The organism is Pseudomonas sp. MWU13-3659 (assembly GCF_023757525.1).
GTDB classification, from domain to species: Bacteria; Pseudomonadota; Gammaproteobacteria; order Pseudomonadales; family Pseudomonadaceae; genus Aquipseudomonas; species Aquipseudomonas entomophila_E.
This window is the reverse complement of sequence record NZ_JAMSHW010000028.1, coordinates 47,162-59,844: the sequence shown is the minus strand read 5'-3', so window position 1 is coordinate 59,844 and position 12,683 is coordinate 47,162. Positions and strand designations below refer to the sequence as shown.

The window sequence follows — 12,683 nt, the reverse complement described above, 5'->3', positions numbered from 1 at the left end:
TCCATCGCCAATGGATATGCTCAAAAAACCCAAACCACCAAACAATCAAAGCGGCGAAGCGATCGCCTTGTCGATGGCCGCCCTGAACGCCTCATCATCCGGCTTGGTCAGGCTGGAAAAACTCCCAATCACCTTCCCCCGCCGATCCACCACATACTTGTAGAAATTCCACTTCGGCGCACTGCTCTGCCGAGCCAGCTCGACGAACAACGGAATCGCATCCTTGCCCCGCACCGGCTGCGCCTTGGTCATGGTGAACGTCACACCGTAATTGGCGTAACAGACCTTGGCAGTCTTCTCGCTTTCGGCATCTTCCTGCTTGAAATCGTTGGACGGCACCCCGAGCATTTCCAGCCCCTTGCCGTGGTAGTCCTTGTACGTCGACTCCAGCCCCTCGAACTGCGGGGCAAAACCGCAGTAGCTCGCGGTATTGATCACCACCAGCGGCTTGCCGGCAAAGCGCTCGCACAGGTCGATCTGCTCCTTGCCGCGCAACTCCGGCAGGCTGCCCTGCAGCAGTGCCGGGCAATCCGCCGCCCAACTCGAGGTGGCGGCCACCAAGGCCAGCACGGGTATCGTCAGCCAGCATGCACGCATCATGAAGTTCTCCTGCAACATATTCCCTGAAGGTGCAGGGTAGCGCCTAACACAGGCTCATGCCCAACTGCATCAACGCCAACCCACCCTTCTGCCAGCCCCACCAGACCAAGGCCAACACCAGGAGCGCGGCAAGGGCCAGCAGTGCCCGCCCCAGCAAACGGTTCATACCGCCTGGGCCTGCAAGCGCGCAACTGGACGCTCACGCACCGGCCAATTCAAAGCGGCTGCCAGCAAGCTAAGCAGGATCGAGATTTGCCAGACCAGGTCGTAGTTGCCAGTCCGATCATACACCACGCCCCCCAACCAACCACCCAAGAACGCCCCCAGCTGGTGGAAAAGGAACACGATGCCACCCAGCATGGATAGGTTGCGCACACCAAACAGCGTGGCCACGGTGCCATTGGTCAACGGCACCGTGGACAGCCACAACAGCCCCATGGCGATACCGAACAGGTAAGCGCTGAACTGAGTTACCGGTGCCCAGAGGAACAGCACGATCACCACCGCACGCAGCAAATAAAGCCCGGTCAGCAGGCGCGGTTTGGATATGCGCCCGCCGAGCCAGCCCGCAGTATAGGTACCGACGATATTGAACAACCCCACCAGTGCCAGCACCGTGGTACCGGTGGTCGCCGCCAGGTGCTGGTCGACCAGGTAGGCCGGCAGGTGCACCCCGATGAACACCACCTGGAAACCACAGACAAAAAACCCCAGGGCCAGCAGCCAGAAACCGGAGTGCGTGCAAGCCTCGCGCAGCGCCTGGCCAAGGGTCTGCTCGGCACCCTGGCTGGGCAGCGGACGATCACGCAGCAGGCTGACGAACGGCACGATCAACGCCACCAGCAAGCCCAGCACCAGCAGGGCCGCCGACCAGCCCAACCACTGAATCAGCCCCTGGGTCCCCGGCAACATGGCGAATTGGCCGAACGACCCCGCCGCGCTGGCGATCCCCATGGCCATGCTGCGCTTTTCCGGTGCCACCGCGCGCCCCACCACACCGAGAATCACCGAGAACGAGGTGCCGGACAGGCCAATACCGATCAACAAGCCCGCGCTCAAAGACAGCGACCAGGGCGAGTCGGACACGGCCATCAGCAACAACCCTGCTGCGTAGAGAATGCCGCCGATGATCACCACCTTCGCCGCGCCAAGGCGGTCGGCGAGGGCACCGGAGAATGGCTGGGCAAGACCCCAGATCAGGTTCTGCAGGGCAATGGCGAAGGCGAACACGCCGCGCCCCCAGCCAAAGTCGGCGCTCATCGGCGCCAGGAACAGGCCGAATCCATGCCGCACGCCCAAGGACAACGCCAGGATCAGCGCCGCCCCCAGTAATACCCAACCGCTGGTCCGCCACACGGAAGTCATTGTCGTCCTCTCCAGCACATCGCAAGGTTTATACGGGTATATACCCGCTTATAGTCGTTCGATTCAGGCCAAGTGCTCCAGCATCCGCACCAACGCGTCACGCTGCTCCTCACCCAACTGCTCGACCAGCTGCGCCTGGGCCTGTTCCCAGGCCGGCTGCGCCGCCTCGAGCCGCGCCCTGCCCGCCTCGCTGAGCAAGACCACTCGGTTGCGCTGGTCATCACCGTCCGCCAGTTGCACCAGGCCATCGGCCTCGAGCACCCGCAAGTTGCGCCCAAGCGTGCTGCGTTCCAACCCCATGGCTTCGGCCAGGCTGGTGATACTGGGACGGTCGAGCCGCTGCAGGTGCCGCAACAGCGAAAACTGGGCAACGTTGATACCGAAGCCGGCAAGGGCTTCGTCATAGTGGCGGCTCACCCCGCGGGCGGCACGACGCAGGTGGGTACAGATGCATTCACTGGTCAGCATGGATACGTGTATATACCCGCGATATGGATGTTGCAAGAAATTTCAAACTGACGCTCATGGCCGCAAGCGTCGGGCAATCGGCTCGAATGCCGTCGTGGCCGTGCGCTCGACGGGATCAGGAAGGCCCTGCTCGACGGCCCGCCAATAGCGCCACGGCACCTTGGCGGTGCCCAGTTCATAGTCCATGCCATCCCAGCTGTCCTCACGGAAGCTGTAGAACGCCCAGTGCAACTGTTCACGGTCGAGTACGGTGAGCACATCCTCCAGGTACTGCCTGCAACCGGGGAGCCGCCTCATGCAGCCGAACTCGCCGACCACCAGCCGTGAGCGCGGCAACTTGACCTCGTCAGCCCAGGCCAGGGGCTGGCGCAGATAATCCGCGACCCGTTTCGCCCCCCACCGCTGCGTCTGCCCGGCGAAGGGCACCGCCCCGGGATACGCATAGGGGTGTTCACGGGCCAGGTTCGGCGCACTGGTCGCGGCATAGGGCTCGTACATGTGCACGCTGTACAGCACGCGAGGATCGTCCAGGGCTTCGGGCCAGTAACTGAAGGCATCGGCGGCGGCGTACCAGCCCGCATCGAGCATCACCGGGGTCTCGCTGTCGGCTTCACGCACCGCCGCCAGCAGTTGCCGGTACAAGGCCGGCAGGTCACGTGCACTGCCCTTCTGCTGGGCATACCACCGTTTCATCTGCCCAGGATCGGCATGCTCGGCCAAGCCGCCCTGCTTTTCCGGAGCCGGCTCATTCACCAAGTTGTAGGCAGCGATGGCTGGATGGTCTTTCAATGCCCGCGCCAGGTCACGCCAGAAGCGCGCGGACTGTTCCCAGAAGCGCTTGTCCTGCCACAGACGATCATCGAACTGGCCGTGGTTGTTCTGCGCCCAGCGCATGCCGGGCAGCGACAGCGGTGTGATCACGACCTTGAGGCCGGCGGCATGGGCGCGGTCGAGCACGGCAACCAGTTGCGTCAGGTCGGCCTCGACCAGCCCCTGGTAATCGTCGGCATCGCCCAGCAGAAAATCGCGCCGTGCCGGGCGCCACTTGTCGTAGGAGAGCCGCACCCAACTGGCGCCATAACCCTTGAGCGCATCGAAATAGGCGTGGTCAGGCGGCAGGCGATTGAAGCTGTTACCGCCATGGCGTGGCGTGCTCCAGAAGTCGATGAGGTCGGCAGCATTCAGCGGGGACACCCCGAAGACCAGCAAGCAGGCGAAGATCCAGTGGCGCATGCAGTACTCCAGGCAAAAAGAAGAAACGCCCGAGGATAAGCCAGGCTACCCACGGAAACTTCCGAAGTATCAGCAGGCAACGCCCTTTTCGCCGACAAGTGCATATCACCTGTAGGAGCCGGCTTGCCGGCGAAAGGGCCGGTACTGCCCCACCAAGCTCAGACCATCAACGCCAAGCCCACTACCACCGCCAGCTCCAGCAACTCCACCATCGCCCCGGCCGTGTCACCGGTGGTACCGCCCAAGCGCTTGCACATCAGCCGCCGCAGCCACAAGAACACCCCAAGCGACAGCAGCAGCATCCAAAGCCCGGACAAGCCCCCCAACACAACGCAAGCCAGCACGCTGCCCAGCAGCACCCACCCAGCGGCCCAGCGCGGCAGGTGCTCGGCCAAAGCCGCCCCCAATCCACCCTGGCGCACGTAGGGCGTGCCCATGAACAAACCCAACATCGCCGCCCGCCCGACCACAGGCGCCAGCACCAGCCAGCCCCCCACGCCACGCTCGACCAGCACCCACAGCGCACAGAACTTCAGCAACAACACCAGCACCAGGACGACCACGGCAATCGGCCCGCTGCGCGGGTCCTTCATGATCTGCAAGGTGCGCTCACGGTCACCGAATCCACCCAGCCAGGCATCGGCGCTGTCGGCCAAGCCATCCAGGTGCAAGGCGCCACTGAGCAGCACCCACAGCGCCAGCAGCAACGCCGCATGCAATGGCGCCGGCGTCCCCTGAAGCAGATGGCTGGCCAGCCACAGCAGCAGGCCGAACAGCAGCCCGACCACGGGATAGAACAGCAGCGAGCGGCCCATCTCGTTCGGTGTCGGCATGCCCGGCAGGCGTACCGGCAAGCTGCTGAGAAACTGCAAGGCGATCCAGAACGGCAGCATTTCAATCCACCTCGTGCAGCAGGTCGCCTTCGCAGACCAGCCGCTTCAATGCGCCATGCCCGACTTCGACTTGCAGCAGTTGCTCTCGTGGCAAACCACGGGCCTGTGCCAGCAGCAGGCGCATCACGCCACCATGGGTGACCAGCAACACACGCTTGCCCGCGTGCTGGCGCGCCAGCCTGGCGACTGCCGCCTGTACCCGTTCGGCAAACGCCAGCACCGGCTCGCCGCCGGGCGGCGTGAACGCATAGGGATCATTCCAGAACAGGCCAAGGGCATCGGCTTCGGTCTGCATGATCTGCGCGGCGCTGCGCCCTTCCCAGTCACCGAAATGCAGCTCACGCACATCCGCCTCACGCTGCACCGCCAGCCCCAGGCGTGCGCCCAGTTCATCAGCGAACAACCCGCAGCGTTGCAGCGGCGAGCTGACCAGCACATCCCAAGGGCCGGCCTCGGCCACCGCCTGGCGCATCTGCGTCCAGCCGAGCGGAGTCAAGGCATCGTCCAGGCTGCCACGCAGGCCACCACCGAGCACCGTCTCGCCGTGGCGCAGCAGGTCGAGGATCATGCCGGGCGATCCGCAACAGCAGCTTCGGCGAAGGTCGCCATCTGCCCGTGCAGGGCACAGGCCAGGCGAATCAGCGGCACGGCGAGGGCGGCGCCGCTGCCCTCGCCCAGGCGTAGCCCCAAGGCCAGCAGCGGCTCGGCGTGCAAGGCGGCAAGCAAGGCCTTGTGCCCAGGCTCAGCGCCCTGATGAGCAAACAGCAGCCAGGGCTGGCACTGCGGATTGAGGCGCACCGCCACCAGGGCGGCGACGCTGCAGATGAATCCATCGACCAGCACCGGCAGCCCGTGCTGGGCACAGGCCAGGTAAGCGCCTACCAGCGCGGCGATCTCGAATCCACCGACATGGCCCAAGGCACGTAGCGGCTCGTCGGCACGCAGGCCGTGCAGCACCAGGGCACGTTCGATCACCTCGGCCTTGTGCCGCACACCGGCGTTGTCCAGGCCGGTACCTGGCCCGCTCAGCTCACGCGCCGGGCACCCCATCAGCGTACAGGCCAGGGCGGCGGCGGCCGTGGTGTTGCCAATGCCCATCTCGCCGCCGATGAACAGCTGGGCGCCCTGCTCGAGCGCGCGCAGGGCGCTGTCGCGGCCGGCCTGCAACGCAGCCGCCAGTTGAGCGTCGGTCATCGCCGCCTGGCGGGCGAAGTTGCCGGTGCCCGCGCCCAGGCGCAGATGGTGCACGCCCGGCAAGTCCAGCGATGGGGCAACCGTGCCGAGGTCGACCACTTCCAGGCTTGCCCCCAACTGACGCGCCAGCACGCTGATCGCTGCGCCGCCCGAGACGAAGTTGCGCAGCATCTGCCCGGTCACGGCCTGTGGATACGCAGAGATACCCTCCTCCACCACACCATGGTCACCGGCGAATATCGTGATTGCCACCTGCTCCAAGGTGGGGCGCTCCCGCCCTTGCAACCCGGCCAGGCGAATCGCCAGGCCTTCGAGCTGGCCGAGGGAACCGGTGGGTTTGGTCAGCTGTTGCTGACGAGCGCGGGCCTGGTCCATGGCGGCGGTGTCGAGGGGTTGGCAGGCGTCGCGCCACCACATCTGGGTCATAGAGCAGGTCCTTTGAGCATGAGAGGGAGGCCGGCCACGGTGAGCACCACGCGTTGGCAGCGCGCGGCCACGGCCTGGTGCAGCAGGCCGGAGAGGTCGACGTAGCGCCGGGTCAGTTCGCCCATGGGCACCACGCCCAGACCGGTTTCGTTGCTGACCAGAATGATCGTGCCGGGTAATTGCTCCAGGCAGTCGAGCAGCGCATCGCGCTCCTGGGCCAGGCGTTGGTCATCTTCGAGCATCAACAGGTTGGTCAGCCACAAGGTAAGGCAATCCACCAGCAGGCAGCGCCCTTCAGCGGCCTCGGTGCGCAGCACGGCGGCCAGGGCCAGGGGCTCCTCGATCAGCCCCCAGTCGGCCGGGCGGCGTTCGCGGTGAAGGCGCACACGCTCGCTCATCTCGCCGTCCAGGGGTTCGCTGGTGGCGATATAGGTCACCGGCAAACGGCTGTCCGTGGCCAACTGTTCGGCCAGGCGGCTCTTGCCGGAGCGGGCGCCGCCGAGGATCAGGTTACGCATCGGCGGCCACCCCACACAGTTGGCGCAGGCGTTCGGTATCCAGGTGCTGCTCCACCAAGTCGGCCAGGCGCTCGATATCGCGCTCGCGCAGGGCCTCGTAGTCGATGGCCTGGGCGTCCGCGAGCCCTGCCCAGCGCAGCAGCGCGGCACACGACTGGCTGCCTTCGAACAGCCCGTGCAGGTAGGTGGCGAGGATCTGGCCGTCGGCGCTGATGGCGCCATCGTTGCGGCCATCGTCCAGCTGGACGGCCGGATGTTCCAGGCCCGGGCCATGGGTCACACCGGCATGGATCTCATAGCCGGACACCGCTGCCTGCTCCAGATCGAGGGTACCGGCAACATTGCGCAGCTGCTTTTGCGCTTCCAGCACGGTGCTGTAGTCCAGCAGGCCGAGCCCGGCGCTGGAGCCTGCCGGCCCCTCCAGCCCCAGCGGGTCGTGCACTTCGTGGCCCAGCATCTGCAGGCCGCCGCAGATGCCAATCAGCTTGCCGCCATAACGCAGGTGCCGAGCGATGGCGCTATCCCACCCCCGCTCGCGCAATTGCGTCAGGTCGGCGCGCACGCTCTTGGAGCCGGGCAGGATGATCAGGTCGGCTGGCGGGATCGGCTGGCCCGGGCCGATGAACTGCAGGTCCACCTGCGGATGCAGGCGCAAGGGGTCGAAGTCGGTGTGGTTGCTGATGCGCGGCAGCACCGGGACGATCACCTTGAGCACGCGCTCGCCCTTGACCGCCTGGCGTACGTCGATGGCGTCCTCGGCCTCCAGATGCAGGTCGGTGACATAGGGCAGCACGCCCAGCACCGGTTTGCCGGTGCGCTGCTCCAGCCAGTCCAGGCCCGGTTGCAGCAAGGCGATGTCGCCCCGGAAACGGTTGATGACAAAGCCCTTGACCCGCGCCTGCTCGCTCGGCGACAGCAGCTCCAGGGTGCCGACCAGGTGGGCGAACACGCCCCCCCGGTTGATGTCGGCGACCAGGATCACCGGGCAGTCGACGGCCTCGGCGAAACCCATGTTGGCGATATCGCCGGCGCGCAGGTTGATTTCGGCGGGCGAGCCGGCCCCCTCCACCATCACCACCGGATAGGCCTGGCGCAGGCGTTCATGGGAAGCCAGCACCGCCTGCATGGCGATGGCCTTGTAGTCGTGATAGGCCACGGCGTTCATGCTGGTAACCGCGCGCCCGTGCACGATCACCTGGGCACCGGTGTCACTGTTGGGCTTGAGCAGCACCGGGTTCATGTCGGTGTGCGGCGCCAGCCGGCAGGCCTGGGCCTGCACCGCCTGGGCCCGGCCGATCTCGCCGCCGTCGGCGGTCACCGCGCTGTTGAGCGCCATGTTCTGCGGCTTGAACGGCACCACGGCGACACCCTGGCGCAACAGCCAGCGGCACAGGGCAGTGACCAGCGTGCTCTTGCCGGCATCGGAGGTGGTGCCTTGCACCATGAGGGTGGTCATGCCGAATCCTTCTGGTAGTCCGCCAGGGCCTGGGCCAGGCGTTGTTCGTCCGCCGCGCTGGCGGGCAGGCCCAGGCGCACGGCCGGCGGCTGCTCGAACAAGCGAACGAGGATGCCACGCTGGGCGAGAAAATCGTGCAGATGCGCGGCGCGTTCGCTGCGCACGTATTGGAACAGGTCGCAACCACCGCTCGGCGCCAGGCCGGCGCTTTGCAGCATGGCGGCCAGGCGCTGGCTGGCCCGCGCACAACGTTCGATCTGCCCTTGATGCGCGACGATGTCGGCGAAGCAGGCCTGGCCGATCATCCGCGCCGGGCCACTGACCGTCCAGGGCCCCAGCAGGTCGGCCAGCTGTTGCAACAGTGCCGTTTGCGCGGCCACGAAGCCAAGCCTCACGCCAGCGAGCCCAAAAAACTTGCCGAACGAACGCAGCACGATCAGCCCGGGGCACTCGGCGCGGTCGACGATGCTGTGTTCAGGCGTGTTGTCCATGAACGCTTCATCGACCAGCAACCAGCCACCCCGCGCAGCCAGTCGCGCGTGCCAAGCCAGCAATTGATCGCGGGTGAAACGACGCCCGGTGGGGTTGTTGGGGTTGACCAGCAGCAGCACATCGAGGCTGTCGAGCGCGTTCTCTACCTGGTCCTCGTCCAGCTCGACGAGCGTATGCCCGGCACGCTGCCAGGCATGCGGATGCTCGGCATAACACGGCGACAACACACCGACCCGGCCTGGCGCACGTAAATGTGGCAACGCCTGGATCGCCGCCTGGGAACCGGCCACCGCCAGCAACGGGTGCACGCCATAGTACTGCCGCGCCGCTTCTTCCAGGCCGTCCTCGGTTTCCGGCAGGCGCGCCCAAGCGTCCTGCGGGATCATGGGGATCGGGTAGCTCCAAGGCGCGATGCCGCTGGACAGGTCGAGCCAGTGCTCACGGGCTATCCCGTAGTGTTTTACTGCGCGCAACAGGCGCCCACCGTGCTCAAGCATTCAAGTAGCCTCCCAGGCCGATCACCAGCAGCCACAGCCACACACCGCGCTGCACCAGGGTCCAGCCACGCTCGATCGCGTCGGCGTCGGCCATCGGCCCGTCACCCAGGCGTGGACGCTCATGCAGCTCGCCGTGATAAACCGCCGGGCCGCCCAGCTCCACGCCCAGCGCCCCGGCGCCGGCAGCCATGACCGGGCCGGCATTGGGGCTGTCCCATTGCGGCCCCTGCCGACGCCAGCAGCTCATGGCCAGCCGGGTCTTGCCCAGCAGCGCGTAGGTCAGCGCCACCAACCGGGCGGGTATGTAGTTGAGCCCATCGTCGATACGCGCCGCACACCAACCGAAGCGCTCGAAGCGCTCATTGCGATAGCCCCACATGGCATCCAGGGTGTTGCTCAGGCGATAGAGCACCACACCAGGCGCCCCGGCGATCACGAACCAGAACAGCGCGGCGAACACGGCATCGCTGCCGTTCTCCAGCACCGACTCGGTGGCCGCCCGGGCCACGGCGGGCTCGTCCAGCTCGCGGGTTTCCCGGCTGACCAGGTAGCCGACCCGCCGCCGCGCCTCTTCCAGGTCGCCCTGGCGCAATGCCTGGGCCACCGGCAGCACATGCTCGCCCAGGCTGCGCAGGCCAAGCGCGCAGTACAGCGCCAGCACATCGACGATCCAGCCGATATAGGGCAGCCAGGACAGGATCAACGCCACCAGGGTCAGTGGCACCACGGCCAGGAACCAGGCGCTGACGCCGTGGCTGCGCCAGCCGCGGCCGCCTGCATTGAAACGCTGCTCCAGGCGCTTGGCCAGGTTGCCGAAGCCCACCAGCGGATGCCGCCGTTTCGGCTCGCCAAGCAAGGCGTCCAGGGCCACACCCGCGACAGTCAGCAGCGCCACGCTCATGGCCGCTCTCCCCATTGGTTCTCGTAGAGCATTTCATGCAACGGCCGTTGCTCGGCCCAGTCTTCCAGCACCAGCATCGGCGCTGGGTAGAATTCGGTCACCGGTCCCAGGCACAGCACCGCCACCGGCTTGGCGCCTGCCGGCATGCCCAGCAGCGCGGCCAGGGCCTGCGGATCGAACAACGACACCCAGCCCATGCCCAGCCCTTCGGCGCGGGCCGCCAGCCACAGGTTCTGGATGGCGCAGGCCAGCGAGGCCAGGTCCATCTCGGGCAGGGTGCGGCGCCCGAAGATATGCGGCTCGCGGTTGTCCATCAGCGCGGCAACCAGCACCTCGGCGCAGTCACTGATTCCTTCGACCTTGAGTTTCATGAACTCATCCGCGCGCTCGCCCAGCGCCTCGGCGGTACGCACCCGCTCCTCTTCCACCAGCGCCTGTATGCGCGTGCGCAGGTCGCGCTGGCTGATACGGATGAAACGCCACGGCTGCATCAGCCCGACACTGGGGGCCTGGTGCGCGGCGGCCAGCAACCGGCCGAGCAGTTCCGGCGCGACGTCGCCACCAGCGAAATGGCGCATGTCGCGACGTTCGCCGATGGCGCGGTAGATGGCCGCACGTTCGGCCTCGCTGTAGGCAAGTTCGCTCATGGTCGCAGCAACGCCGCCGCCGCATCGGGGTTGGAAGGGAAATAGAAATGCACGTAGGACGCGGTCAGGCGGCCCAGGCGGTAGACCGCTTCGTTGCCACGCCCACCATTGGGGCTCAGGCCACGGGCAATCGGCTCAAGCGCCGTCTCGGTCAGCGAGTGGTGGTAGGTATGACCGCGCAGGGTGCCTTCCGGCAGCTCGACCGCCTGCAAGGCCAGCGCCGCCAAACGTTTCTGCATGGTCGCCTCGCCCGGCAGCAGGCCAAGCAGCGCGGCACGCTCGCCAGCCACGTCGGTCAGCGCGTCGAGCAGATAAAGCATGCCACCGCATTCGGCCAGCAGGGGTTTGCCTTGGGCATGGTGGTTGCGGATCGCCTCAAGCATGGGGGCATTGGCCGCCAGGGCATGATGATGCAGCTCCGGATAGCCGCCTGGCAGGTACAGGCTGTCGACCACCGGCAGCTCACGGTCATGCAGCGGCGAGAAGAATTCGATCTGTGCGCCGAGATTGCGCAAAAGCTCAAGGTTGGCGCCATAGGTGAAGGCGAAGGCTTCGTCGCGGGCCACGCCGATACGCAAACCGGCCAACGAAGTCTCGGCGTCGAAGCGTTCCGGAGCAGCAAACGTCACCGGCGGCGGCAGGGCCGCATCGCAACTGGCACCCAGCGCCTCGGCGGCGGCATCCAGGCGTGTGTCCAGGTCATTCAGTTCGCTAGCCTGCACCAACCCGAGATGCCGGCTGGGCAATTCGATACCGCGCTCGCGGGACAGCCCGCCGTACCAGCGCAGGCCCTCGGTCAAGCTACCTTCGAGCAGTTGTGCATGGCGCAGGCTGCCGACCCGGTTGGCCAGCACGCCGGCGAACGGCAGGTCAGGCTGATAGCGCGCCAGCCCCAGGGCCAGGGCACCGAAGGTTTGAGCCATCGCCGTGCCGTCGATCACCGCCAGCACCGGCACACCGAAGTGGCGCGCCAGGTCGGCGCTCGACGGGGTGCCGTCGAACAGCCCCATCACGCCTTCGATCAGGATCAGGTCGGCCTCGCCGGCCGCCTCCCACAGCAAGCGGCGACTCTCTTCGGCGCCGATCATCCACAGGTCCAGCTGGTAGACCGGCGCGCCGCTGGCACGTTCGAGGATCATCGGGTCGAGAAAGTCCGGCCCACACTTGAACACCCGCACCTTGCGCCCAAGGTTGCGGTGCAGGCGGGCCAGGGCGGCGGTGACCGTGGTCTTGCCCTGGCCGGAGGCCGGCGCGGCAATCAGTACCGCCGGGCAGTGGCGAGCATCACTCACAGTTCGACGCCCTTCTGCGCGCGAATACCGGCCTGGAACGCATGCTTGAGCATGCCCATCTCGGTGACGGTGTCAGCCAGCTCGATCATCTCGGGCTTGGCCGCGCGGCCAGTGACGATCACGTGCTGCATCGGCGGGCGGGCCTGGATGTCCGAAAGTACCTGGTCGAGGTCGAGGTAACCGTGCTTGAGCGCGATGTTCAGCTCGTCGAGCACGACGAACTGGATGGAAGGATCCTGCAGCAACTGGCGCGAGACGGCCCAGGCGGCCTCGGCGGCAGCAATGTCGCGCTGGCGGTCCTGGGTCTCCCAGGTGAAGCCCTCGCCCATCACGTGGTAGCGCACTTGCTCCGGGAAACGGCGGAAGAACAGTTCCTCACCGGTACTGTTGCGCCCCTTGATGAACTGCACCACGCCGCACTGCATGCCATGGCCCAGGGCGCGGGCGAGCATGCCGAAGGCCGAGCTGCTCTTGCCCTTGCCGTTGCCGGTCAGCACCAGCAACAGGCCGCACTCGTTGGGGGAATTGGCGATGCGCTCGTCGATGATCGCCTTCTTGCGCTGCATGCGCGCCAGGTGGCGTTCGTCGCGTTCGGTGGATTCGCTCATCAGGGTTCTCCGCAGGCTGCCACCGGCGGGTGACAGGTAATAGGCGGGCAGACGGAGAACGCGCAGGGACCGTGGCGCAGGCCACATCGCTCC

15 protein-coding genes are annotated in these 12,683 nt (G+C 66.6%); all 15 read right to left on the bottom strand.

Features of this window, described 5'->3' with window-relative positions; genetic code table 11:
* Window positions 1-45 precede the first annotated feature (45 nt).
* The 15 genes from NGM28_RS23880 to cobO all read right to left on the bottom strand — a co-directional run bounded on the left by NGM28_RS23880 (window position 46) and on the right by cobO (window position 12,590).
* Entirely contained in the window at window positions 46-597 is a 552-nt protein-coding gene (locus NGM28_RS23880; RefSeq protein WP_252091767.1) for a glutathione peroxidase, read from the bottom strand.
* A gap of 46 nt (window positions 598-643) precedes the next feature.
* Window positions 644-766: a hypothetical protein gene (locus NGM28_RS28730; protein WP_011532684.1), complete on the bottom strand. Its 123-nt coding sequence runs from the start codon at window positions 764-766 to the stop codon at window positions 644-646.
* The gene (locus NGM28_RS23875) at window positions 763-1,965 is read right to left on the bottom strand and encodes an MFS transporter (protein ID WP_286089077.1); all 1,203 of its coding nucleotides are present in this window, start codon (window positions 1,963-1,965) and stop codon (window positions 763-765) included. The genes NGM28_RS28730 and NGM28_RS23875 overlap by 4 nt, the downstream gene beginning before the upstream one ends.
* Window positions 1,966-2,028: 63 nt before the next feature.
* Window positions 2,029-2,433 carry a MarR family winged helix-turn-helix transcriptional regulator gene (locus NGM28_RS23870; RefSeq protein WP_252091765.1) on the bottom strand — a complete coding sequence of 135 codons (405 nt, stop codon included), beginning with the start codon at window positions 2,431-2,433 and terminating at the stop codon, window positions 2,029-2,031.
* Window positions 2,434-2,487: 54 nt separating this feature from the next.
* Window positions 2,488-3,666 carry a glycoside hydrolase family 5 protein gene (locus tag NGM28_RS23865; protein WP_252091764.1) on the bottom strand — a complete coding sequence of 393 codons (1,179 nt, stop codon included), beginning with the start codon at window positions 3,664-3,666 and terminating at the stop codon, window positions 2,488-2,490.
* A gap of 158 nt (window positions 3,667-3,824) precedes the next feature.
* A complete protein-coding gene (locus NGM28_RS23860; protein ID WP_252091763.1) occupies window positions 3,825-4,559 on the bottom strand; it encodes an adenosylcobinamide-GDP ribazoletransferase in 735 nt (244 codons plus the stop codon).
* A 1-nt stretch (window position 4,560) separates the two neighbouring features.
* Entirely contained in the window at window positions 4,561-5,127 is a 567-nt protein-coding gene (gene cobC, locus NGM28_RS23855) for an alpha-ribazole phosphatase family protein (protein ID WP_240066234.1), read from the bottom strand.
* The gene (cobT, locus tag NGM28_RS23850) at window positions 5,124-6,179 is read right to left on the bottom strand and encodes a nicotinate-nucleotide--dimethylbenzimidazole phosphoribosyltransferase (RefSeq protein WP_252091761.1); all 1,056 of its coding nucleotides are present in this window, start codon (window positions 6,177-6,179) and stop codon (window positions 5,124-5,126) included. Before cobT ends, cobC begins: the two co-directional genes overlap by 4 nt.
* Entirely contained in the window at window positions 6,176-6,697 is a 522-nt protein-coding gene (cobU, locus tag NGM28_RS23845) for a bifunctional adenosylcobinamide kinase/adenosylcobinamide-phosphate guanylyltransferase (protein WP_252091759.1), read from the bottom strand. Before cobU ends, cobT begins: the two co-directional genes overlap by 4 nt.
* Complete coding sequence (locus NGM28_RS23840; protein WP_252091757.1) at window positions 6,690-8,153, bottom strand: cobyric acid synthase; 1,464 nt, start codon at window positions 8,151-8,153, stop codon at window positions 6,690-6,692. Before NGM28_RS23840 ends, cobU begins: the two co-directional genes overlap by 8 nt.
* Window positions 8,150-9,142: a threonine-phosphate decarboxylase CobD gene (gene cobD / locus NGM28_RS23835; RefSeq protein WP_240066238.1), complete on the bottom strand. Its 993-nt coding sequence runs from the start codon at window positions 9,140-9,142 to the stop codon at window positions 8,150-8,152. The genes NGM28_RS23840 and cobD overlap by 4 nt, the downstream gene beginning before the upstream one ends.
* Window positions 9,135-10,043, bottom strand: a complete 909-nt coding sequence (gene cbiB / locus NGM28_RS23830) for an adenosylcobinamide-phosphate synthase CbiB (RefSeq protein ID WP_240066239.1) — start codon at window positions 10,041-10,043, stop codon at window positions 9,135-9,137. The genes cobD and cbiB overlap by 8 nt, the downstream gene beginning before the upstream one ends.
* Window positions 10,040-10,690, bottom strand: a complete 651-nt coding sequence (gene bluB, locus NGM28_RS23825; RefSeq protein WP_240066240.1) for a 5,6-dimethylbenzimidazole synthase — start codon at window positions 10,688-10,690, stop codon at window positions 10,040-10,042. The genes cbiB and bluB overlap by 4 nt, the downstream gene beginning before the upstream one ends.
* Window positions 10,687-11,982, bottom strand: coding sequence for a cobyrinic acid a,c-diamide synthase CobB (locus NGM28_RS23820; protein WP_252091755.1), 1,296 nt, complete (start codon window positions 11,980-11,982; stop codon window positions 10,687-10,689). The genes bluB and NGM28_RS23820 overlap by 4 nt, the downstream gene beginning before the upstream one ends.
* Window positions 11,979-12,590, bottom strand: coding sequence for a cob(I)yrinic acid a,c-diamide adenosyltransferase (cobO, locus tag NGM28_RS23815; RefSeq protein ID WP_134691854.1), 612 nt, complete (start codon window positions 12,588-12,590; stop codon window positions 11,979-11,981). Before cobO ends, NGM28_RS23820 begins: the two co-directional genes overlap by 4 nt.
* Between the last annotated feature and the right edge of the window lie 93 nt (window positions 12,591-12,683).